General features: G+C 69.7%; 18 protein-coding genes and 1 pseudogene. 16 read left to right on the top strand and 3 right to left on the bottom strand.

What is annotated here, in order from left to right; all coding sequences use genetic code 11:
- The first annotated feature begins 9 nt into the window (after positions 1–9).
- Positions 10–912: an MBL fold metallo-hydrolase gene (locus ACW5EG_RS12040; RefSeq protein WP_457018742.1), complete on the top strand. Its 903-nt coding sequence runs from the start codon at positions 10–12 to the stop codon at positions 910–912.
- Positions 909–1,310 carry an MAPEG family protein gene (locus tag ACW5EG_RS12035; RefSeq protein WP_457018743.1) on the top strand — a complete coding sequence of 134 codons (402 nt, stop codon included), beginning with the start codon at positions 909–911 and terminating at the stop codon, positions 1,308–1,310. Before ACW5EG_RS12040 ends, ACW5EG_RS12035 begins: the two co-directional genes overlap by 4 nt.
- A gap of 12 nt (positions 1,311–1,322) precedes the next feature.
- Here the strand turns inward: ACW5EG_RS12035 and ACW5EG_RS12030 are convergent, their stop codons facing one another.
- Positions 1,323–1,706, bottom strand: coding sequence for a helix-turn-helix transcriptional regulator (locus ACW5EG_RS12030; protein WP_457018744.1), 384 nt, complete (start codon positions 1,704–1,706; stop codon positions 1,323–1,325).
- A 410-nt stretch (positions 1,707–2,116) separates the two neighbouring features.
- On the opposite strand from ACW5EG_RS12030, the gene ACW5EG_RS12025 reads away from it, so the two are divergent.
- The gene (locus ACW5EG_RS12025) at positions 2,117–3,871 is read left to right on the top strand and encodes a glycoside hydrolase family 9 protein (protein WP_457018745.1); all 1,755 of its coding nucleotides are present in this window, start codon (positions 2,117–2,119) and stop codon (positions 3,869–3,871) included.
- 560 nt (positions 3,872–4,431) lie between these two features.
- Here the strand turns inward: ACW5EG_RS12025 and upp are convergent.
- Positions 4,432–5,064: a uracil phosphoribosyltransferase gene (upp, locus tag ACW5EG_RS12020; RefSeq protein WP_457018746.1), complete on the bottom strand. Its 633-nt coding sequence runs from the start codon at positions 5,062–5,064 to the stop codon at positions 4,432–4,434.
- Positions 5,065–5,179: 115 nt separating this feature from the next.
- Here upp and ACW5EG_RS12015 point away from each other — a divergent pair, with 115 nt between their 5' ends.
- The 4 genes and pseudogenes from ACW5EG_RS12015 to ACW5EG_RS12000 all read left to right on the top strand — a co-directional run.
- Positions 5,180–7,720 (top strand): TonB-dependent receptor, encoded by a 2,541-nt coding sequence (locus ACW5EG_RS12015; RefSeq protein ID WP_457018747.1) that lies wholly within the window; start codon positions 5,180–5,182, stop codon positions 7,718–7,720.
- 19 nt (positions 7,721–7,739) lie between these two features.
- Entirely contained in the window at positions 7,740–8,897 is a 1,158-nt protein-coding gene (locus ACW5EG_RS12010; RefSeq protein ID WP_457021593.1) for a phytase, read from the top strand.
- Between the two features lie 19 nt (positions 8,898–8,916).
- Positions 8,917–10,293: a metallophosphoesterase gene (locus ACW5EG_RS12005; protein ID WP_457018865.1), complete on the top strand. Its 1,377-nt coding sequence runs from the start codon at positions 8,917–8,919 to the stop codon at positions 10,291–10,293.
- A gap of 32 nt (positions 10,294–10,325) precedes the next feature.
- Positions 10,326–10,901 (top strand): annotated as a pseudogene (locus ACW5EG_RS12000) (inorganic diphosphatase); the annotation flags it as partial.
- Between the two features lie 22 nt (positions 10,902–10,923).
- Here the strand turns inward: ACW5EG_RS12000 and ACW5EG_RS11995 are convergent.
- Positions 10,924–12,420, bottom strand: a complete 1,497-nt coding sequence (locus ACW5EG_RS11995) for an aminotransferase class III-fold pyridoxal phosphate-dependent enzyme (RefSeq protein WP_457021591.1) — start codon at positions 12,418–12,420, stop codon at positions 10,924–10,926.
- A gap of 168 nt (positions 12,421–12,588) precedes the next feature.
- On the opposite strand from ACW5EG_RS11995, the gene ACW5EG_RS11990 reads away from it, so the two are divergent.
- The 9 genes from ACW5EG_RS11990 (at position 12,589) to secF (ending at position 22,913) form a co-directional block, all read left to right on the top strand.
- Entirely contained in the window at positions 12,589–13,020 is a 432-nt protein-coding gene (locus tag ACW5EG_RS11990; protein WP_457021589.1) for an Lrp/AsnC family transcriptional regulator, read from the top strand.
- Positions 13,021–13,248: 228 nt separating this feature from the next.
- Positions 13,249–14,286 (top strand): tRNA preQ1(34) S-adenosylmethionine ribosyltransferase-isomerase QueA, encoded by a 1,038-nt coding sequence (gene queA, locus ACW5EG_RS11985; protein ID WP_457021587.1) that lies wholly within the window; start codon positions 13,249–13,251, stop codon positions 14,284–14,286.
- A 118-nt stretch (positions 14,287–14,404) separates the two neighbouring features.
- Entirely contained in the window at positions 14,405–15,487 is a 1,083-nt protein-coding gene (locus ACW5EG_RS11980; RefSeq protein WP_457018753.1) for a Fe(3+) ABC transporter substrate-binding protein, read from the top strand.
- A gap of 37 nt (positions 15,488–15,524) precedes the next feature.
- Complete coding sequence (locus ACW5EG_RS11975; protein ID WP_457021585.1) at positions 15,525–17,225, top strand: ABC transporter permease; 1,701 nt, start codon at positions 15,525–15,527, stop codon at positions 17,223–17,225.
- Positions 17,222–18,217: an ABC transporter ATP-binding protein gene (locus ACW5EG_RS11970; RefSeq protein WP_457018755.1), complete on the top strand. Its 996-nt coding sequence runs from the start codon at positions 17,222–17,224 to the stop codon at positions 18,215–18,217. Before ACW5EG_RS11975 ends, ACW5EG_RS11970 begins: the two co-directional genes overlap by 4 nt.
- Before the next feature lie 60 nt (positions 18,218–18,277).
- Positions 18,278–19,405 carry a tRNA guanosine(34) transglycosylase Tgt gene (gene tgt, locus ACW5EG_RS11965; protein ID WP_457021583.1) on the top strand — a complete coding sequence of 376 codons (1,128 nt, stop codon included), beginning with the start codon at positions 18,278–18,280 and terminating at the stop codon, positions 19,403–19,405.
- A 177-nt stretch (positions 19,406–19,582) separates the two neighbouring features.
- On the top strand, positions 19,583–19,924 hold the full coding sequence (gene yajC / locus ACW5EG_RS11960) for a preprotein translocase subunit YajC (protein ID WP_457018757.1): 342 nt from the start codon (positions 19,583–19,585) through the stop codon (positions 19,922–19,924).
- A 116-nt stretch (positions 19,925–20,040) separates the two neighbouring features.
- Positions 20,041–21,924: a protein translocase subunit SecD gene (gene secD / locus ACW5EG_RS11955; protein WP_457018758.1), complete on the top strand. Its 1,884-nt coding sequence runs from the start codon at positions 20,041–20,043 to the stop codon at positions 21,922–21,924.
- Positions 21,925–21,947: 23 nt separating this feature from the next.
- Positions 21,948–22,913: a protein translocase subunit SecF gene (gene secF / locus ACW5EG_RS11950; protein ID WP_457018759.1), complete on the top strand. Its 966-nt coding sequence runs from the start codon at positions 21,948–21,950 to the stop codon at positions 22,911–22,913.
- The last annotated feature ends 48 nt before the right edge of the window (positions 22,914–22,961 follow it).

Here is a 22,961-nt window from a genome sequence, read left to right as displayed (position 1 = left end):
GAAAACGGCATGAAGCTCTGGTCGATCGAAGGCAATTCGCAGCGTCTGGATGGCGGCTCGATGTTCGGCAATGCGCCGAGGGCAATGTGGACCAAGTGGATGGTTCCGGACGAACTCAACCGCGTCAGCCTGGCCACGCGCGCGCTGCTGGCAACGCCGCTCAACGGCAGGACGGTGCTGTTCGAGACCGGCATCGGCGCCTTCTTCGATCCAAACCTGCGCGAACGCTTCGGCGTGGCCGAGAGCCACCACGTACTCCTCGATTCACTGCGTGAGGCCGGCTTCGAGCACACCGACATCGACGTGGTCGTGCTCAGCCACCTGCATTTCGACCACGCCGGCGGCCTGCTGGCGCCGTGGTCGGCGGAGCGTGGGCTGGAGCTGCTGTTCCCGAACGCCACCTTCGTCATCGGCCGCCAACACTGGCAGCGCGCCCGCAGTCCGCACCTGCGCGACCGCGCCAGCTTCATCCCCGAACTGCCCGCCCTGCTTGAGGCCACCGGCCGCATCGAGTTCGTCGACGGCGACCGCACGCCTTCGCTGGGCGACGCGGTGCGTTTCCACTACAGCGACGGCCACACGCCGGGGATGCTGCTGGCCGAGATCCTCGGCCACGAACTGCGCGAGGGCCGGCCGCACGGCGGCGTGGTCTTCTGCGCCGACCTGGTGCCGGGCCTGCCCTGGGTGCACGTGCCGATCACCATGGGCTACGACCGCTGCCCGGAGCTGCTGATCGACGAGAAGCAGGCCTTCCTCGCGGACAAGCTTGCGCGCGACGTGCACCTGTTCCTGACCCATGATCCGGACGTGGCGCTGGTGCAGCTGGCACGCGACGAGCGCGGGCGGTTTTCCGCCGTCCACCAGCACGCGCGGCTGGCCGCGCGTGCATTGATCCGGGACGCGACGCCGTGACCCCACGCATCAGCCTGTTCATCGCCGCGCTGCACGCGCTGCTGTACCTCGTCCTGGCCGTGCGCGTGGTGCTGCAGCGCCGCGCGAAGCGGATCGGTGTCGGCAGCGGCGGCGACCAGGCGCTGGCGCTCAGGGTGCGGGTGCACGCCAACTTCGGCGAGTACGTGCCGCTGGCGCTGGTGCTGCTGGCCCTGCTCGAACTGTGCGGAAGCCCGTCGGTCCTGGTCTGGAGCTGCGGCCTGGGGCTGCTGGTCGCGCGCCTGCTGCACGCCATTGGCCTGGGTGGATCGGCGGGCTACTCGTTCGGACGTTTCGCCGGGACCCTGCTCACCTTCGTGCTGCTGCTGGTGATGGCGCTGGCGGGGCTGTGGCAGATGCTGGCCGTGCAGCTGGTCTGAGCGCACCGGTCATCAGTCTCCGCTGCGCGAGCGCCTCCCGCGCTTTGGCAGCTGCGCCTCGATCAGCACCAGGACCGCCTGCTTGAGCGGTTCGCTGCAGGCACGGAAGCCCTGCAGCAGGCGACGTTCGACCAGGTCGTCGACGAACTCGGCATCGGCCGCGGGGACGCCCTCGCTGGGCGTCGTCGCCGTGCCGCGGCCAGTCGCGAGCCATTCGTAGGACACGCCGGTGGCCATGGCGAGTTCGGCCAGCCGCTCGCTGGACGGATGGACGCCGCCGCGCGCGCTCTCCCAGTTGCCGACGGCGCTGCGGCTGACGCCGAGCGATTCGGCCAATTCGGCCTGCGAGAGGCCGGCGCGCACCCGGGTGGTCCGGATGCGGGTACTCAACTTCATGCCGGTATCCGTGTGCGGGGCCAGACGGTATAGCACGGGTCCGGCTCGCCGATGACAGTGATTCTGTCGTGTCAACGAAATTGACATCGCTTGTCCAGCTTCGTTGGCATGATTTCGCAAGTCAATGATTTTATTAGTCAAGATTTTGGATTGTCAGCGATACTGTCGCATTCCGACCCCCTTGGCCCATTGCTTGCAACGCGCGCATGGCCGAGGGTTGCACCGTGGTCGCGTCGGCTCCAGGGAAGGAAGCCATCAGGAGCGGTGCCGCAGGGAGATGCTGGATGCAAGCGCAGGTTCGGCTGGGTCGGCATCTGTCGGCCCAGCCGGATCTATTTTGGCGGTGTCCCTACCCGCCTCGGGGCCCGGCCCCGCTTGCATGCCGCGCCCGTGGCGGCCAGCATCGGGACATGATCAAACCATCCAGCCTTCTTTCGTTTTGCGCCGTGGCGCTGGCCCTGCTGCCCGCCACCCCTGCAATCGCCAGCGGCGAGGCCGGCACGGCGGCATCTGCAGTGGCTCCGCAGATCCGGTTCAACCAGCTCGGCTTCCATCCCGATGCGGCCAAGCTCGCGGTCGTAGAAGGCGCAACCGGCGCGCGTTTTGAAGTGGTCAGCGACACTGACGGGCAACTGGTGCTGGAAGGCGATCTGTCGACGGCGGCGCGCTGGGCGCCCGCCAATCGCGCTGCCGCCATCGCCGACGTCACGGCGCTGCCGGCCGGCGAATACCGGCTGAAAGTGGACGGGTTGCCTGCGTCTGATCCGTTCCGCGTGGATGTGCAGCCCTACGCGGCGCTGGCCGATGCCGCGCTCAAGGGCTTCTACTTCAACCGCGCGGGCACGGCGCTCGAGCCCGCGCATGCGGGCCGGTATGCACGCGCGGCGGGGCACCCGGATACGCAGGTACGGGTACACGCGTCCGCCGCGTCGGCCTCGAGGCCCGAGGGCAGCCTCGTCTCGGCGCCAAGCGGCTGGTACGACGCGGGCGACTACAACAAATACGTGGTCAATTCCGGCATCACGATGTACACGCTGCTGGCCGCGTGGGAGGACTTCCCGGAGTTCTTCCGCGGTCGCGACATCGGCATTCCCGAAAGCGGCAACGCCGTGCCGGACCTGCTCGACGAAGCCTGGTGGAACCTGCGCTGGATGCTGGAGATGCAGGATCCGGCCGACGGCGGCGTCTATCACAAGCTCACCAACCTCCGGTTCGACGGCGTGGTGATGCCCGATGCGGCCACCAAGCCGCGCTACGTGGTGCAGAAGGGCACCGCCGCGGCGCTGGATTTCGCCGCGGTCATGGCGATGGCTGCGCGCGTGTATGCGCCGTTCGAGGCGCAGTTCCCCGGTGTGCCGGCGCGTATGCGCGAAGCGGCCACGCGTGCCTGGGGCTGGGCGCAGGCGCATCCGGACGTGGCCTACCGGCAGCCCGCGGACGTGCACACCGGTGCTTATGGCGACGAGTCGCTGGACGACGAGTTCGCCTGGGCCGCGGCCGAGCTGTACCTGCTGTCCGGCGACGATGCCTATCTTGCGGCCTTCGAGCGCCACGCCACCGAGCCCGCAGTGCCGTCGTGGGCGCAGGTCGGTGCCCTGGGCTGGAGCTCGCTGGCGCGCCATCGCGAACGCCTGCCCGAAGCCGCGCGTGCGCGCGTGACCAACGGCATCGAGGGCCTGGCCGCACGCCTGGCGGCGGTGTCGGCGGACTCGCCCTGGCGCGTGGCGATGCAGGCGGAGGATTTCGTCTGGGGCAGCAGCGCGCAGGCGCTTAACCAGGCGCTGATGCTGGTGCAGGGCTATCGGCTGTCGGCGCGCCGCGAATACCTGGACGCGGCGCAGTCGCAGCTGGACTACGTGCTGGGGCGCAATCCGCTGGGCGTGTCCTTCGTGACCGGGCACGGTTTGCGCACGCCGATGCACATCCACCACCGGCCTTCGCAGGCCGACGGCATCGCCGAACCGGTGCCGGGGCTGCTTTCGGGAGGCCCCAATCCGCGGCAACAGGATGCAGGCGACTGCCCGCTGCCGTATGCCTCGAAGCTGCCGGCGCTGTCGTGGCTCGACCACGACTGCAGCTATGCCAGCAACGAGATCGCGATCAACTGGAACGCGCCGCTGGTGTACGTGGCAGCTGCGATCGAGGCGCTGACGCCGGCGGAGTAGGGTTTGCTGTCATCGCACGGATGGCGGAGCGATGGACGCGGGCGTAAAAAACGGTTGTTCTTCCATCGAGAGGAGTCGGCCGGATTGCAAGCGACTGGATCAGGCCTGTGGCCGGGAGTCGTCCCGGGCTGGGGGTTGCTCCCCGGCTCGGTCGGCCATCCATGGCTGACTCGCCGCCGCAGCGCATCCATGCGCTGCTCTACGCAACCCCCACCCCGGGACGACCATCGTCGAGTCATTGGCGTGGCTTCGAAAAAAAAGCTCCACCCGGAGCATCGCAGCACCAAACGCAGCGAGCCGTGCCTTGGCGACCGGGGGTCGCGGAGAGCAAAACATGGATGTTTTGCGCGCGAGTCAGGGCAGGATGCCCTGACCGAGCGAAAAGCGATCCCCGGTCGACAGGGCGCGGCGTCAATTCGAAGCACGCGACCCTCCGAAAATCAGAAGCTAGATTTCTCGCTACGCTCGAAATGACAATTTTTCAGCGTCGCCTTGGCTCGGAATGGCAGAGCCGGGCACCGCGGTGCGGGACGCGACACGGAATCCGCGTCCGTGCCACTTCAGTCCACGCGCGTGCCGAAGATGCGATCGCCGGCGTCGCCCAGGCCGGGCAGGATGTAGCCCTTCTCGTCGAGGCGCTGGTCGATGGAGGCGGTGTAGACCGCGACATCCGGGTGCGCTGCTTCGAGCGCGCGCAGGCCTTCCGGCGCGGCGACCAGGAAGATGCCGCGGATCCGGCGCGCGCCGGCGCGCTTGAGCATGTCGATGGTGGCGATCAGGGTGCCGCCGGTGGCCAGCATCGGGTCGAGGATCAATGCGTCGCGTTCATCCAGGCGGCCGGTCAGCCGCTCGAAATAGGTGGCCGGCTGCAGCGTCTTCTCGTCGCGCTGCAGGCCGACCACGCTGACTTTCGCAGCGGGGATCAGCGCCAGCACGCCAGGCAGCATGCCCAGGCCCGCGCGCAGGATTGGCACCAGGGTGATCTTGGCGCCGGCGATGCGGCGCACGCTCACCTCGCCGGCCCAGCCCTGCGTCGTGGCGGGCTCGGTTTCCAGGTCGGCGGTGGCCTCGTAGGCCAGCAGCGTGCCCAGTTCGGTGACCAGCTCGCGGAAGGCCTTGGTGCTGAGCGAAGCATCGCGCAACAGGCCGATCTTGTGCTGTACCAGCGGGTGGCGGACTTCCATCGTCTTCATGTCACGAGTGTGACCGAATCGCGACGCCGCCGGTAGCGCGGCGCGGGCGCTGTCATCGCCCTGCAACGCGAACGACATAGCTTGCGCACCCGGTATTCACACTTTCCGGATCCCCATGCCGCGTCGCCATCCCCTCCGTCTCGCCATCGCGTTTGCGCTGGCTGGTTCCGTCCCCGCAATGGCGCAGGATGCCGCGCCCCAGATGCCCGGGCCAGCCGCCGTCGACCTCGATGCCGTGGTGGTGCGTGCGCAGTACGAATCGCAGGCGCGCGCGATCGACAGCAAGCGCAGCGCCGACGCCATCCAGGACGGCATCTCGTCCGATTCGATGGGCCAGTACCCCGACCAGAACGTGGGCGAATCGCTCTCGCGCCTGCCTGGCATCAGCGTCACCCGCGACCAGGGCGAGGGCCGCTACGTGGTGATCCGCGGCCTCGACGCCGCGCAGAATTCGGTCGTGGTCGACGGCATCGGCATGGGCACGCCGGAGGACAGCAGCCGCGCCGCGCCGCTGGACGTGATCCCGTCCGAGTCCACCGAGCGGCTCACCGTGATCAAGGCGCCGACCCCGGACATGCCCGGCGACTCGCTGGGCGGCGCGATCCTGGTCGAATCGGCTTCGGCCTTCGACCGCAGGGGCCGCAACATGCGCGCCAAGCTCGAGGCCAGCCACCAGAACCTGAGCGGCGAGACGAGCCCCAAGGCCGCGTTCAACTTCAGCGAGGTCTACAACGACACGTTCGGCGTGGCGCTTGGCCTGAGCTGGCAGGATCGCGACTATGAGTCGGACAACATCGAGGTCGAATACGGCGACCAGTTCGAGGAGGTCACCGGCGACCGCTTGACGCCGGTCGAGATCCAGCAGCGCAAGTACTCGATCAACCGCGAGCGCACCGGCCTCAACCTCAACCTCGACTGGCGACCCGACAAGGACAACCACTACTACCTGCGCACGCTGTACACCGACTTCACCGACGCCGAAACCCGTCAGAACCAGATCATCCCGGTCGGCGAAGGCGACATCGCCGGCTACGACAGCGACAGCTGGACGGTGGAAGAGATTTCCGCCGACGATTTCAGCCGCCGCCTGCGCTACCGCACCAAGGCCGAGGACACCTTCACCGCCAGCGCCGGCGGCATGAACCGCATCGGCAACTCGCAGCTGGACTACCAGCTCGGCTGGACCAAGGTGCGCGAGCGCGTGGACGACGAGGTCGAGATGCGCTTCGAGTACCTGGGCGAGGACGACATGGCGATCCGGGTCGGCCCCGGCAGCCTTCCTTCGTTCGACGTGATCGACCCGGCCGGTGGCGACGCCTGGCTGCGCAACGCCAACTATGGCCTCGACCGCCTGGTGGTGGCGCCCAAGCAGGTCGACGACGAGTCGCTGAGCGCGAAGCTCGATTTCACGCGCATGGGCGACAGCGTGACATGGAAGGCGGGCTTCCTCGGTCGCTGGCGCGATCGCGACGTCAACGTGGACGAGGCCGAGTACCGGCGCGGCCCCGACGTAGACCTGGCGGACTGGACCACGGGCACGCCCTCGTACCGCCACGGCCATCTCGGCGACGGCCTCTCGTCCGACGCCATGCGGCGCTGGCTGGCCACTCACCAGGGCGAGTTCTCGGACCGCCCGCAGGACGTGGCCGAGAACAGCATGATCTCGCTGGTCGAGGACTACAGCGCCAGCGAGGACGTGCTGGCCGGCTACCTGATGGCGACGATGGACTTCGGCAACCTGCGCCTGATCGCTGGCGCGCGCGTGGAGCGCACGCAGTTCGAGGCCAGCGGCTGGATGCTCGACCTGGACGAGGATGGCGCACTCACTGCCAGCCGCAGCGCGGCGTCGAGTTCCTACACCAGCGTGCTGCCGGGCCTGCACCTGCGCTACGACACCGACGGTGACTGGGTGCTGCGCGGCGCGGTCACCAAGACCATCGCCCGCCCGAGTTTCGGAGACATCTCCCCGCGCGTGAGCATCAACCGCGACGACGAGGAAGTGGAGCTGGGCAACCCGCAGCTCGATCCCTACGAGTCACTGAACTTCGATCTTTCGTTCGAGCGCTACATCGGTGATTCGGGCATCTTCTCGGCGGGTATCTTCCACAAGTCGATCGACGGCTACATCGTCGACGTCTGGACCCAGGACGATCCCGCGTTCCCCGGTTACGAGGTGACCAGGCCCGTGAACGGCGACGATGCCGACGTGTTCGGCGTCGAGCTCAACTGGCAGCAGAAGCTCGACTTCCTGCCGGGTGCGTGGAGCGGGCTGCTGGTGGGGCTCAGCGGCACCTGGCTCGACACCGAGTACTCCGTGGGCGGCGCCAGCTACTCGCTGCCCAACGCCTCCGACCGCCTGTACAGCGCGCACGTGGGCTGGGAGAACGACCGCATCAGCACCCGCCTGGCCGCGGTGCACCGCAGCGAATACCTGGACGAGATCGGCGACGACGCGCGCTATGACCTGTGGGTCGCGCCCAATACCCAGCTTGATTTCAGCATGGACTACAGGCTGGGTGCGGGCTGGAGCGTGTACTTCGAGGCCTCCAACCTGCTTGATGAACCGCTGGAGCTGTACCAGGGCTCGCGCGACTTCACCCTGCAGAACGAGCTGTACGGGCGCAGTTATTCGCTCGGCGTCAAGGTCAACTTCTGAGGTGCATATGGATCAGGAAATGAAGATGCGCCGCGGCCGCTGGCAGGCACCTGCGACTGCAGCCCTCGCGCTTGCGCTGGCCGCGTGCAGCGGCGGCGCCGCCCCGATCGCCACGCCGACGCAGGACAGCGAGGACCGCGCCGACCGCGCCCGCGAAGCCGTCCGCGCGCAGCCCGCCACCGAAGCGGCGCGCGTGCCCGAAGCCTTCGCCACGCCGATGACGCCCGACGACAACATCGATTCGGTGGCCAGCTGGACCGCACCCGATGGCAGCGTGCTGGTGCTGGCCACGGCCAAATCCACGCACCGGCTGGTGCTGTACGACGGCGCGACCGGCGCCCTCGTCCGTCACGTGGGCGTGCGTGGTGCGGGCTCTGGCCAGTTCGACCGGCCCAACGGCATCGCCGTGGTCGACGACCTGGCCTTCGTGGTCGAGCGCGACAACCGTCGCGTACAGGTGCTGCGCCTCCCGGGCATGCAACACGTGGCCGAGTTCGGCGCAGACGTGCTGCAGCTGCCGTACGGGCTGTGGATCAACAAGCTGGACGGTGGCTACGAGGTTTATGTCACCGATGCCTACATGGCCGGCGAGGACGCGCAGGGCGAAGACATCCTGCCGCCGCTTGCCGGACTCGACCGCCGCGTGCAGCGCTTCGCGCTCGCAGCCGACGGCGATGGTCTGCGCGCGCGCCATGTCGGCGCGTTCGGCGATACCTCGCCCAAGGGCGCCCTGCGCGTGGTGGAATCGCTGTGGGGCGACCCGGACCACGGCCGCCTGCTGGTGGCCGAAGAGGACGAGACCTACGCCAACGAGTTCAAGGTCTACGACCTGGAAGGCAGGTTCAGCGGCCAGACCATCGGCGCGCGGTTCCTGCAGGCGCAGGCCGAGGGCATCGTGCTCAGGCAATGCGGCGATGGCAGCGGCTGGTGGATCACCACCGAGCAGGGCAAGGATCGCACCGTGTTCCACCTGTTCGACCGGCGGACGCTGGAACACGCCGGCGCGGTGGCCGGGGCGACGGTGGCCAATACCGACGGCATCTGGCTGCACCAGGCGGCGACGGCGCGCTTCCCGCAGGGCGTGCTGTACGCGGTGCACGACGACCAGGGCATGGTGGCGATCGACTGGCGCGAGATTGCCGCTGCGCTGTCACTGCCGGCCTGCGAGGTGCGCTGAGGTGCTGCGATCCCGTGGCATGCGCGTCCTGCTGTCGGCGCTGCTGCTGGTGCCGGCATCGGCCGGACTGGCCGAGGCGCCCGCGCGCGAGGTCGAGGCGAACACGCTGGTGCCGGCGGGCGTGGTGCGTTACGCGCCGTCGGTGTTTCCGGACCGCATCATCGCGGTGCCCGCGCAGGATGCATCGACCGGGTTCGCCGTGAGCTGGCGCACCGGCGTGGGCGTCGAAGCACCGCTGCTCGAGATCACCACGGCAAAGGATTCGCCCGACCAGTGGGACGGCGACATGCCGCCCAGGCGGCTACGTGCGCAGACGCGCACGCTGGATGCGGGCAACGGCCCGGCCCATCACCACCGCGTCGCGGTCGATGGGCTGCAGGCCGGCACCCTGTACGCCTGGCGCGTGCAGGGCGAGGGCACCTGGAGCCCGTGGCGGCAGCTGCGCACCGCCGCGCCGGCCGGCACGCCGCTGGAGTTCCTGTACTTCGGCGACACCCAGAACCGCAACGCCAGCCTGGTGACGCGGGTGATGCACGAGGCGCTGCGCCATGCGCCGCGCGCGGACCTGGCGCTGTTCGCCGGCGACCTGGTCAGCGAGGCCGTCGACGATGACGAGTGGGGCGAGTGGTTCGATGCGACGCTGCCGCAGTCGGCCACGATGCTGCTGGCGCCGGCGCCGGGCAACCACGAGTTCTTCGAGGAGTTCGAGGACACCCCGCGCGAGCGGCGCGTGCTGGGCGATCCGTGGCAGCTGCATTTCGCGCTGCCGGGCAACGGCGCGGCCGGCGTGCAAGCGACCACGTACTGGTTCGACTACCAGGGCATCCGCTTTGCCGTGCTCGACGGCACCTCGACACTCGACCTCGACGCAGGTCCCGCGCAGGCTGCGTGGCTGGACACCGTGCTGGCCGCCAATCCACATCGCTGGAGCATCGTGCTGGTGCACCAGCCGTTCCACTCGCCGCGCGCGGGGCGCGACAACCGCGCGCTGCGGCGCCACCTGCAGCCGGTGGTCGAGAGGCATCGCGTCGACCTGGTATTGCAGGGCCACGACCACACCTACGGCCGCCGCGGTGGCGGCAGTGCGAAGGCAGCCACGCCGCAGTACGTGGTCTCCGTTGCCGGGCCAAAGCAGTACCGGGTCTCCGAGCAGGCGCGCGCCACCATGTCGCCGGTGGCCGAGGACACGCAGCTGTTCCAGGTGCTGCGGCTGCAGGACGGTCGGTTGTCGTACGAGGCGCGCACGGTCACCGGGCGGCTGTACGACGCGTTTACCCTGGTCGATCAAGGCGCGGCCGGCAAGCGCATCGAGGAGCAGGTGGAAGGACGCATCGACGAACGCCGCTGCCTGCGCGCGCAGACCCTGCGCGGCCGTGCGGATCGGTGCTGGGAATGAACGCCGGGAGCGCAGGCGTGATGAAGCAACGGATGCTGGTTGCGCTGCTGCTCGCCGCCTGCGTGCTGCCGCTGTCGGCGCGCGATGCGGTGCTGCATCCGTTCCATGCGGTGCAGCCCGCGGCCGCGCCGGAGGAAGTGCTGCTGGCGGTGGAGATTCCGGCCGGCAGCGCGACCAAGTACGAGATCGGGGCGGACGGGCTGGTGTACGTGGACCGGTTCGTGTCGATGCCGGTGGCGTATCCGGCCAACTACGGCTCGATCCCGCGCAGCCTGGCCGGCGACGGCGATCCGCTCGATGCGCTGGTGCTGACGCGCGCGCCGCTGCACCCGGGCGTGCTGGTGCGGTTCCGTCCGATCGGGGTGCTGCGCATGCGCGACGACGGCGAGCAGGACGACAAGATCATCGGCGTGCCGGTCGACGCGGTCGACCCGAGCTACGCGGACGTGCGCGACATCGGCGAGCTGCCTGCGGCCGAGCGCGCGCGCATCGAGGCGTTCTTCCGCGTCTACAAGGATCTGCCGGAGGGGCGTGGGGCAGTGGAGCTGGACGGCTTTGGTGACGCGGCCGAGGCGAAAGTGCTGGTGCGCGAGGCGCTGGAGCGGTTTCCTGGCGCGCGCGCAGCGCGCGTCAGGCCGCTTCCAACGCCTTCTGCCGCGGGCCTTCGCGCAGGGCCTTGCCGACCATCGCCACCAGCAGTTCGAGCTCGTCGGAGGTGGTCTCGAAGCGCGGGGTGAAGCGCAGCGAGTTGGCGCCGCCGTGGATCACGCCGATGCCGTGCTCGCGCAGCCACTCCTCGGTCGAGCCCGCGCCGTAGCACTTGAACTGCGGCGCAAGCTCGCAGGAAAACAGCAGGCCGGTGCCCTGCACGCCGGTCACCAGGCCGCCGAGTTCGCTCTTCAACACTTCTAGCCTGACGACAGCCTCACGCCCGCGCTCGCGGATGTTGGCGCGCAGCTCCGGCGTGATCGCGTCCAGCACCGCGCAGGCGACATCGAGCGCGCGCGGGTTGGTGGTCATGGTGTTGCCGTACACGCCGCTGCGATAGAGCTTCGCGGTGGCCTGCGTCACCGCCAGCACCGACAGCGGGTACTGGCCGGCGTTGAGCGCCTTGGAATAGGTTTCCATGTCCGGCGCCGCGCAGCCTTCGAAGCCGGGGTAGTCGACGATCGACAGAACGCCATGCGCGCGCAGGCCGGCCTGGATCGAGTCGACCAGCAGCAGCGTGCCGTGCGCGGCGGTGAGTTCGCGCGCCGCGTCGTAGAAAGCACGCGGCAGGGCGCGGCCGGGGTCGCCTTCGCCCATCACCGGCTCCAGGAACACCGCCTCGACGAACCAGCCGTTGGCGTCCGCGTCGGCGAAGGCGCGGCGTAGCGCGTCGGCGTCGTAGGGTTCGATCGCGATCAGCGAATCCTCGCCACGGAAGCTGGCCAGGTGCTGCATATAAGCCTTGCGCGAGGAATCCGAGTACAGCGCGGGGCGCTCGGTGCGGCCGTGGAAGCTGCCCTTGACCACGATGCGCTTGATCGTCTTGCCTGCGTGGCGCGCACCCGGGTCGGTCATCAGCCTGGTATTGACGTCGGCGATGCGCGCGGCCAGGCCGACCGCTTCGGAGCCCGAGTTCAGGCACAGAAAGTGCGAGAACGGGCAGCCCCCGGCGCTGTGGCCGATCTCGCGGCGTAGCGCGCGCTCCAGGCGCAGCTGCGACAGGTTCGGCGTCATCACGTTGGCCATGGCCTGCGGCTTGGCCATCGCCTCGAGCACCGCCTTGGGCGCGTGGCCGAAGCCGAGCATGCCGTATCCGCCCGAGTCGTGGACCACGGCGCCCTTGAGCGTGACGACCCACGGCCCGCGCGCGGTCAGCGCGACATAGGGGTTCACCGCGTCGATGGAGTAGAAATTGACGTAGCCGGCCTGCACCGCCTCGATCTGGGCGGATTCGTCCAGCTCCAGCAGGTCGGCGAACTCCGCTGCGATCCGTGCGTGTTCGGCGGCGGCGGCGTCGATGGCTTCGCGCAGCTCGGGATGCGCGGCGGCCAGGCGCTCGACGGTGGCATCGTCCAGGCCGGTGGTGCGGCGCTGGCCGCCGTGGGCGCGCAGGGGGGCGAGGGCAGCGGTCATGGACATCGGCTTCTCCAGGGAGCGGGCCGCGGCACGGTCGCGTGCCGGGCGGGTGGGGCGGCGTCGAAACGGCGCTCTGGCTTCTATTATCTCGATCCCTTCGGCGCATGACAGGGTGGATCTGCGCAGAATTCCGTATGATTTCGGCGAATCGACGAAGGGTTTGCGCACATCATGAAGATCACCCCGGCCGATGCGCTCCTGTTGTCCGCCCTGCGCGAGAACGCCCGGGCCTCAACGGCGCAGATCGCGCGCCAGCTAGGCCTGTCGCGCACCACGGTGCAGAGCCGGATCGAGCGGCTCGAGCGCGAGGGCGTGATCCGCGGCTACACGGTGCGGGTCAACGAGGAGGTCGAGCGCGGACACATCCGCGCCCACATCCTGATCACCGTGCTGCCCAAGCAGATGCCGGCGGTGGTGCAGGCCCTGCACGACATGCCGCAGGTGCGCAGCCTGCATTCGGTGAGCGGTGCGCACGACCTGGTGGCGATGGGCGTGGTGCCGACGGTGGTGGACATGGACGAGCTGACCGACCGCATCGGCGCGATCGACGGCGTGGAGCGCACGACGTCGGCGGTGATCCTGTCGACCAAGTTTGAAAGGTGACGGCTTCGGGGAGTGGGAGCCGCTTGCGGAGCAAGCCGTGGGGTGGGGCAGGCCGCGGCGGCACGGCGTGAGATCTCTCACTGCGTTTCGAGATGACAGGCGTTGCGTTCGATGGCAGGCGTTGCATTCGGGATGACAGGCGGTGTGCACAGTTCCAGGGATTGTCATCCCGAACGCAGTGAGGGATCTCCTCCCGGCAGCCGCGCTTCCACCCCCTACAATTCCCCGATGAAGAAGTCCGACTTCCACTACCCCCTGCCGCCCGAACTGATCGCGCAGGAACCGCTGGCCGAGCGTTCGGCCAGCCGCATGCTGGTGGTGCCGGCGGGCGACGCAGCGCTGGTGGATGCGCAGGTGCGTCAGTTGGGCGAGTGGCTGCGCCCCGGCGACCTGCTGGTGTTCAACGACACCCGCGTGATCCCGGCGCGGCTGTTCGGGCAGAAGGAGACCGGCGGCCGGGTCGAGATCCTGATCGAGCGCCTGCTGCCAGACAACAAGGCGCGCGCGCAGCTGGGCGCCAGCAAGGCGCCCAGGCCCGGTTCGCGGATCGTGCTGGATGCGGGCGGCATGGCCGAAGTGCTGGATCGCGATGGCGGTTTCTACCACCTGCAGTTCGAAGTCGAAGGCGCGCTTGAATCCTGGCTGCTCGGCGCCGGGCGCCTACCGCTGCCGCCCTACATCCGCCGCGAACCCGGCCGCGACGACGCCGAGCGCTACCAGACCGTGTTCGCGCGCGAGGTCGGCGCGGTCGCCGCGCCCACTGCCGGCCTGCATTTCGACGATGCGCTTCTGGCCGACCTGCGGGACCGCGGGATCGAATCGGGCCACGTCACCCTGCACGTGGGCGCGGGCACCTTCCAGCCGGTGCGGGTCGACGACCTGCGCCACCACGCCATGCACAGCGAGTGGATCAACGTCGGCGCCGGGCTGGTCGCGCAGGTGCGGCGCACGCGCGAGGCCGGCGGCCGCGTGATCGCGGTGGGCACCACCGTGGTGCGCGCGCTGGAGAGCGCGTCGGTTGATGGCGAGCTGCATCCGCACTCGGGCGAAACCAGCATCTTCATCTTCCCCGGCTACCGCATCCGCAGCGTGGATGCGCTGCTGACCAACTTCCACCTGCCCGAATCGACCCTGCTGATGCTGGTCTCGGCCTTCACCGGGCGCGAGCGGATCCTGGCTGCCTACGCGCACGCGGTGCGCGCGCGCTATCGGTTCTTCTCCTATGGCGACGCGATGCTGCTGCTCGGGGATGCATTCCGGGCCTGAGCCTGCGTGCAGGACCCCGCGTTCCACCGGCACCGCGTGCCTGCGTGGACGCGGATGAGTACAATTCTCATTCCGGATGCGGCCAGCGCCGCCCGCCCCACGATCCAAGGAGTCGACCATGCGTCTTGCCCACGCCGCGCGCGTACCCGCTCTTGCGGCCCTGGTCCTGCTGGCCGCCTGCGGCCAGCGCGAAACCCCGGCGCCCGCGACGGAACCGGGCGCGGACGCCGCGCCGGCCGCCGCCGGCGAGGTCAACCTCTACACCACCCGCGAGCCTGGCCTGATCCAGCCGCTGCTCGATGCCTTCACCGCCTCCTCGGGCATCAAGGTCAACACCGTGTTCGTGCGCGACGGCCTGCTCGAGCGCGTGCGCGCGGAAGGGCAGCGTTCGCCGGCCGACGTGCTGATGACCGTCGATACCGGCAACCTGCTCGACCTGGTCGGCAACGGCCAGACCCAGGCCGTGCAATCGCAGGTGCTGGCCGACGCGGTGCCCGCGCACCTGCGCGGCGAGGATGGCCAGTGGTTCGCGCTGTCGCTGCGCGACCGCATCCTCTACGCCGACAAGGACCTGCAGCTCGAGAGCTTCACCTACGAGCAGCTGGCCGACCCGCAGTGGAAGGGGCGCGTGTGCATCCGCTCGGGCCAGCATCCCTACAACACCAGCCTGATCGCGGCGATGATCGCGCACGCCGGGGTCGAGAAGACCGAAGCCTGGCTGCAGGGCGTCAAGGCCAACCTCGCGCGCAAGGCCGCAGGCGGCGACCGCGACGTGGCCCGCGACATCCTCGCCGGCATCTGCGACATCGGCATCGCCAACGCCTACTACGTGGGCCGCATGAAGAACGCCGACCCGGGCAGCGAGCAGCACCAGTGGGGCGAGGCGATCCAGGTGATCCGCCCGACCTTCGCCAGCGCCGCCGACGGTGGGACCCACGTCAACATCAGCGGCGCGGCCGTCGCGCTGCACGCGCCCAACCGCGACAACGCGGTGACATTGCTCGAGTACCTGGTGTCCGACGAGGCGCAGAGCCTGTACGCGAAGGCGAACTACGAATATCCGGTCAAGGCCGGCGTTGAACTCGATCCGGTGGTGGCCAGCTTCGGGCAGATGAAGATCGACGCGCTGCCGCTCACCGAGGTCGCCAGGCACCGCAAGCAGGCCAGCGAGCTGGTGGACCGGGTTGGATTCGACAACTGACCGATGCGCCTGGTCCGGCGCCATGCGTGAGAACGCGATGACCGCCCTTGTCACCGCGACGCCGCCGGCCGCATCGCGGTCGTGGCCGCGCCTGGACGGCTGGCTGCTGGCCGCGCTGCTCATCGCGACGGTGGTCGTGCTGCCGCTGCTGGCGCTGGCATGGACGGCGGTGCAGGGCAGCGACGGGCTGTGGTCGCACATCGCGGCCAACGTGCTGCCGCGCGCGGCCTGGAACACCTTGCTGCTGCTGCTGGGCGTGGGCGTGCTGGTGGTGTCGATCGGCACCGGCGCGGCGTGGCTGGTGACCGCCTACGAGTTCCCGGGCCGCGCCACCATGGCCTGGGCGCTGCTGTTGCCGCTGGCGGTGCCGACCTACATCGTCGCCTACGCCTACCTCGATCTGCTGCATCCGCTGGGGCCGGTGCAGGGCGCCGTGCGCGCGCTGCTCGGCTTCGACAGCCCGCGCGATTTCCGCCTGCCCGACATCCGCGGCCTGGTCGGCTGCATCGTGCTGCTGGGCTTCGTGCTGTATCCCTATGTGTACATGACCACGCGCGCGATGTTCATGACCCAGGCCGCGAGCCTGCTCGAGGCTGCGCGCACGCTTGGCTCCGGACGCGTGGCGCTGTTCACTCGCGTGGCGCTGCCGCTGGCGAGGCCGGCGATCGCGGTGGGCGCGGCGCTGGCGCTGCTGGAGACGCTCAACGATATCGGCGCCTCGGAATTCCTCGGCGTGCAGACGCTCACGGTCTCGGTCTACACCACCTGGATCACCCGCAGCGACCTGCCCGGCGCGGCGCAGATCGCGCTGGCGATGCTGCTGCTGGTGGTGCTGCTGATCGCGCTGGAGCGGTATGGCCGCCGGCACCAGCGCTATGCCAGCACGCTGCGGCCGCGGCCGATGCAGCGCCAGCGCCTGCACGGCGGCGCGGCCTGGCTTGCACTGGCGCTGGCGCTGCTGCCGGTGCTGGTGGGTTTTGTCGCGCCCACCGCCTACCTGTTCGTGGAAACCTGGCAGCGGCTGGAGCAGGACGCGGGCGTGTCGCCGATGCTGTGGACGAGCGCCTGGAACACGCTGCGCGTGGCCGCACTGGCCACCGTACTCACCGTGGTCGCCGGGCTGGTGCTGGCCTGGGCCCTGCGGCTTGCGCAGGCGCGCCGCGCGCCGCGCCTGGCCGCGACCGCACTGCGCCTGGGCAGCCTCGGCTATGCAGTGCCGGGAACGGTGCTGGCGATCGGACTGCTGGTGCCGCTGGCATGGTTCGACGACGGCGCCAACCTGGCGCTGCAGTGGTTCGGGGGCACGCCGCGGATGCTGCTGATGGGTTCGGTGTCGGCGCTGGTGCTGGCCTATGTGCTGCGCTTTGCGATCATCGCCGCCGGCGGCGCCGAGGCCGGGCTGGCGCGCATCCCGGTCTCGCTCGACCAGGCCGCGCGCGGTCTGGGCCACGCGCCCGGCGCCATGCTGCGGCGCGTCCACCTGCCGCTGCTGCGCCCGGCGCTGGCCGCGGCCGCGCTGCTGGTGTTCGTCGATGCGATGAAGGAGCTGCCGGCGACCCTGCTGCTGCGGCCGCTGAATTTCGAGACGCTGGCCACGTGGCTGTACGCGGACGCGGCCCGCGGCGCCTACGAGGACGGTGCGGTGGCCGCGCTGCTGATCGTGCTGGCCGGATTGCTGCCGGTGATCCTGCTGGCGCGCACCGGCCTGGCCTACGGGCGCGAGGTGACGGTGCGATGAGCGCAACGATGCTCGAGCTGCGCGACATCCGCGTGTCCTATCCCACCCCGGCCGGCCCGCGCGTGGTGGTCGACGGGCTGTCGCTGGCGCTGGCCCGGGGCGAGGTCGGCTGCCTGCTCGGCGCGTCGGGCTGCGGCAAGACCACCGTGCTGCGCGCGATTGCCGGCTTCGAGCCGCTGCAGGCCGGCTCGTTGATGCTGGACGGCCAGCTGCTGTCCTCGACCACGCAGATGCTGCCGCCGGAGCGGCGCGGCGTGGGGATGATGTTCCAGGACTACGCGCTGTTCCCGCACCTGGACGTGGCGCGCAACGTCGGCTTCGGCCTGTCGCGCCAGCCGCGCCGCGAGCGCGAGGCACGCGTGGCCGAGGTTCTTGAGCTGGTCGGCCTGCCCGACCGCGCCGGCGCCTGGCCGCACGAGCTGTCCGGCGGCCAGCAGCAGCGCGTGGCGCTGGCGCGCGCGCTGGCGCCATCGCCCTCGCTGCTGTTGCTCGACGAGCCGTTTTCCAACCTCGACATCGACACCCGCGAACACCTCGCCGCCGAGCTGCGCGTGATCCTGCGCCGTACCGGCACCACCGCGCTGCTGGTGACCCACGACCAGGCCGAGGCCTTCGCCATGGCCGACGCGATCGGAGTGATGGACCAGGGCCGGATCCTGCAGTGGGCCGATGCGGCGACGCTGTACGCGCATCCGCGCGACCCCTTCGTGGCCAGCTTCATCGGACGCGGCTGCGTGCTGCCCGCGGCTGCGCTGGGCCTGGCCGGCGGTGGACGCGTGCTGCTGCGACCGGACCTGCTGCTGCCGGATCCGGCCGGGACGATCCAGGCCGAAGTGGTGACGATCTCGTTCCGCGGGCCGGGGCGGGTGGCGCTGCTGCGCCTGGGCGGTGGCGAGATGGTCGAGGCCGACCTGCCCGCGGACCTGGCGCAGGCGCCGGGCACGATGCTGGGCCTGCGGCTGGCCGACGACGGGCTGGTGCGGTTTCCGTAGTGTCACGTTTCCAACCCGACCCGATCCCAATTCCAACTCCGCTCACCGACCCCTGACCCCATGTCCCGCATGCACTTCGAGCTGATCACCACCGACGGCGCCGCGCGCCGCGGGCGCCTTACGTTCCCGCGCGGGGTGGTGGAGACGCCCGCGTTCATGCCGGTCGGCACCTATGGCACGGTCAAGGGCATGCTGCCGGGGCAGGTGCGCGACACCGGCGCGCAGATCATCCTGGGCAACACCTTCCACCTGTACCTGCGGCCCGGCCTGGAGGTGATCCAGGCGCACGGCGGGCTGCACGGTTTCGCGCGCTGGGACGGGCCGATCCTCACCGATTCGGGCGGCTTCCAGGTGTTCTCGCTGGCGCATCGACGCAAGATCACCGAGGCCGGCGTGACCTTCGCCGCGCCCACCGACGGCTCCAAGGTGTTCCTTGGCCCCGAGGAATCGATGCACATCCAGAAGGTGCTGGGCAGCGACATCGTGATGATCTTCGACGAGTGCCCGCCGGTGCAGGTGGACGGCAAGCCGGTCGACATGCGCGTGGTCGAGCGCTCGATGGAGCTGTCGCTGCGCTGGGCCGAGCGCTCCAGGCGCGCGCACGAGGGCAACGACGCCGCGCTGTTCGGCATCGTCCAGGGCGGCGTGCACCAGGACCTGCGTACCCGCTCGGCGGAGGGTCTCAAGGCGATCGGCTTCGACGGCTACGCCATCGGTGGCCTGGCGGTGGGCGAGACCGAGGACGAGCGCAATGCCATGCTCGAGCACACCGCGCCGCAGCTGCCGGCCGACCGCCCGCGCTACCTGATGGGCGTGGGGCGGCCCGAGGACCTGGTCGAGGCGGTCGCGCGCGGCGTGGACATGTTCGACTGCGTGATGCCCACCCGCAACGCGCGCAACGGCCATTATTTCACTTCCACCGGCGTGGTTCGGGTGCGCAACGCGAAGTACGAGCGCGACCTGCGCCCGATCGAGGAAGGCTGCGGCTGCGTGGCCTGCGCCGGCGGCTACAGCCGCGCCTACCTGCGCCACCTCGACCGCTGCAACGAGATGCTGGGGCCGATCCTGGGCACCCTGCACAACCTGTGGCACTACCAGAAGCTCATGGCCGACATGCGCGCGGCGATTGCCGCGGGAACCTTTGCCGCCTTCCGCGAGTCCTTCCACGCGCTGCGCCAGCCGCGCTGACGGTCCACGCCGCGCCCCCCGGGGCGAGCTGGCCACGCCGCCGCAGCAGCTGCCGCCACCCCCGTTCCGGTCCAGACCGGGCCGGTCCCCGCTGCGCGGCCTGCCCGCGCAGGCCACGGCGCCGGCCAGCGGCGGCGCCGTGGCATAATTGGCCGCTGTTTTTCGACGGATCCCACCATGAACCTGCTCGACCTGCTCATTGCCCCGGCCCACGCCCAAGCCGCCGCTGCCTCCACCGGTCCCGGCCTGATGGGCGCCGTGCTTCCCTTCCTGGTCCTGTTCGCGGTCATGTACTTCCTGATGATCCGCCCGCAGATGAAGAAGCAGAAAGAGCATCGCGCGATGGTCGAGAAGCTCGCCGTCGGCGACGAGGTGATCACCAGCGGCGGCATCGCCGGCGTGGTACGCGCGCTGGGCGAGAGCTTCGTGACCGTCGAGATCGCCGATCGCGTCGAGATCCGCGTGCAGCGTGGCGCGGTGGGCAACGTGCTGCCCAAGGGCACGCTCAAGTCGGCCTGAGGCCGCGAACCACCACCGCGGCCGGTCCGCGGACGGCGTAATGCCGCATCGGCTCCCCGACCGTGTCGGGGGCCGACCCCCGGGGGTGCGCCCCCTTTCGCCAGGCGATACCCGCAATGCTCGAATTTCCCCGCTGGAAATATGCCCTCATCGTGATCGTGGTGCTGTTCAGCACGCTCTATGCGTTGCCGAACCTCTACCAGAAGGATCCGTCGGTGCAGGTCACGAAGAACCGCCCGGGTGCGGTCGTCGACGAGGCGCTGGTGCAGCGGGTGGAAGGGCTGCTGTCCGAGGCCGGCATCACGCCGCGCTCGGTCACCCTTGAAGGCGACCAGGTCCTGATCAGGCTGCCCGATGCGCCGACCCAGACCCGCGCATCCGACGTGCTGCGCCCCGCGCTGGGTCAGGATTTCTCGGCCGCACTCAACCTGGTCCCGACCACGCCGGCATGGCTGGAAAGCCTTGGCGGGCGGCCCATGTCGCTGGGCCTGGACCTGCAGGGTGGCGTGCACTTCATGATGCAGGTCGACCAGAAGGCTGCGCTGGAAAAGCGCCTGGACGGCTACGCCGACACGATCCGCACCACGCTGCGCGAGGCGCGCATCGGCTACACCGGCGCCGACCGCCGGCCGGACGGCACCATCCAGGTCACCCTGGCCAATGCCGCGGATGCGGCGCGCGCGCGCGGAGCGATCGTCACCGCGATGGGCGGGCTGGGCGGCGCGGCGCTGGGCACGGGTGCCCCGACCATTTCCGTCGACGGCAACCGCATCAGCGTGCGGCTGTCGGACGCCGAACTCGGCCGCATCGCCACCGATGCCATCGAGCAGAACCGCAACGTCATCGCCAACCGCATCAATGCCATCGGCGTGGCCGAGCCGTCGCTGCAGCGCCAGGGCGAGGATCGCCTGGTGATCCAGCTGCCGGGGCTGCAGGACACCGCCGAGGCCAAGCGCCTGATCGGCGCGACCGCGACCCTGGAGTTCCGCGCCGTCACCGGCGACGAGGCGCAGGCCGCAGCCGCGCTGGCCGACAACAACGTACCGGCCGGCTCGCGCATCTACCACGACCAGAACGGCCAGCCGCTGCTGCTGTCGCGGCGGCTGCTGGTGTCGGGCGACGAGCTGGTCAACGCGCAGCCGCAGGTCGATGCCCAGACCGGCCTGCCGGCGGTGTCGATCACGCTCAACGCCGCCGGCGGCAAGCGCATGCTCGACCACACGCTGGAAAACGTCGGCAATCGCCTCGGCATCGTCTACGTCGAGCGCATCCCGACGGTCACCGTGGTCAACGGCGAGGAAGTGCGTTCGGCACGCACCGAGGAGCGCGTGATCAGCTCGTCGACGATCCGCGGCGTGTTCGGCAAGGATTTCCAGACCACCGGCCTGAGCCGCGAAGAAGCCGCGGCGCTGGCCAAGCAGCTCAAGGCCGGCGCGCTGGCCGCGCCGATGGACTTCGTCGAGGAAGGCGTGATCGGGCCGAGCCTGGGCGCAGAGAACGTCGCACGCGGCACCCAGGCGGTGCTGTACGCGTTCATGTTCACCCTGGTGTTCTTCGCGCTGTACTACCGCATGTTCGGCCTGATCACCTGCGTGGCGCTGCTGCTCAACCTGCTGATGGTGGTGGCGGTGATGTCGCTGTTCGGCGCGACCATGACCCTGCCGGGCTTCGCCGGCCTGGCGCTGTCGATCGGCATGTCGGTGGACGCCAACGTGCTGATCAACGAACGTATCCGCGAGGAGTTGCGCGCGGGCCTGCCGCCACGCACGGCGATCGCCACCGGCTATGAAAAGGCGTCGGGCACGATCTTCGACTCCAACATGACCGCGCTGCTGGCGGGCGTGGCGCTGTATGCCTTCGGCACCGGGCCGCTGCGCGGCTTCGCGGTGACGATGGTGATCGGCATCCTGACCTCCGTGTTCACCGCGGTCACCGTCTCGCGCGGCGTCGCCACGCTGCTCTATGGCGGCAGGCGCAAACTCAAGTCGATCGCGATCTGATCGCTCGACACACTGGAAGACACATGGCTCTTTTCCCGTTGAAACTCATCCCGGCCGTCACCCACATCGATTTCATGCGGTGGCGGCATGTCACGGTCGGCTTCATGCTGGTGTTGATGGTCGCCTCGATCGTGCAGATCGCGGTCAACAGCTTCAACTTCGGGTTGGACTTCACCGGCGGCACCTCGGTGGAGCTGGTGTTCGAGAAGCCTGCCGACGTGGACGCGGTGCGCGAGCGGCTCGAGGCCGCCGGCTACCCGGGCGCGCAGGTGCAGACCATGGGCACGGCCAGCGACCTGATGATCCGTCTGCAGCCCAAGGACGGGGGCAGCGATGCCGAGGCGATCAACCGCACCGCCGACGACGTGCTGAGGTCTGCGGGCACCGAGGACAATCCCGCCACGATCAAGGGCCGCTCCTACGTCGGTCCCCAGGTCGGACAGGACCTGGCGAAGAAGGGCGTCTACGCGATCGTGTTCGTGGTGCTCGGGTTCCTGATCTACATCGGGTTCCGGTTCGAATGGAAGTTCGCGGTCTCGGCCATCGTCACCACGCTGGGCGACCTGCTGATTGTCGCCGGCTGGTTCTCGCTGGCCGGGCGTGAGTTCGACCTCACCCTGCTGGCCGGCCTGCTGACGGTGATGGGCTTCTCGATCAACGACACCATCGTGGTCTTCGACCGCGTGCGCGAGAACTTCCGCGGCATGCGCGCCGAACCGCTGGCGGTGCTCAACGCCTCGATCAACCAGACACTCTCGCGCACGATCATCACCTCGGTGGTGGCGTTCCTGACCGTGCTGGCGCTGTACGTGTACGGCGGCGGCTCGCTGGCGGGCATGTCCGAGGCGATGATGATCGGCATCGTGATCGGCACGGCATCCTCGATCCTGGTCGCCTGCCCGCTGCTCACCTTCGGCGTGCTGCGCGTGAGCAAGCAGGACCTGCTGCCAAAGGCCCGCGACGAAGAGGCACTGGCACGCCGGCCATGACGGGGGCGGTCACGCCCTGATCCATGCGAAAAGGCCGCGCAATGCGCG

It is taken from the genome of Luteimonas sp. A611 (genome assembly GCF_054072715.1).
This window is presented reverse-complemented; position numbering and strand designations above follow the sequence as displayed.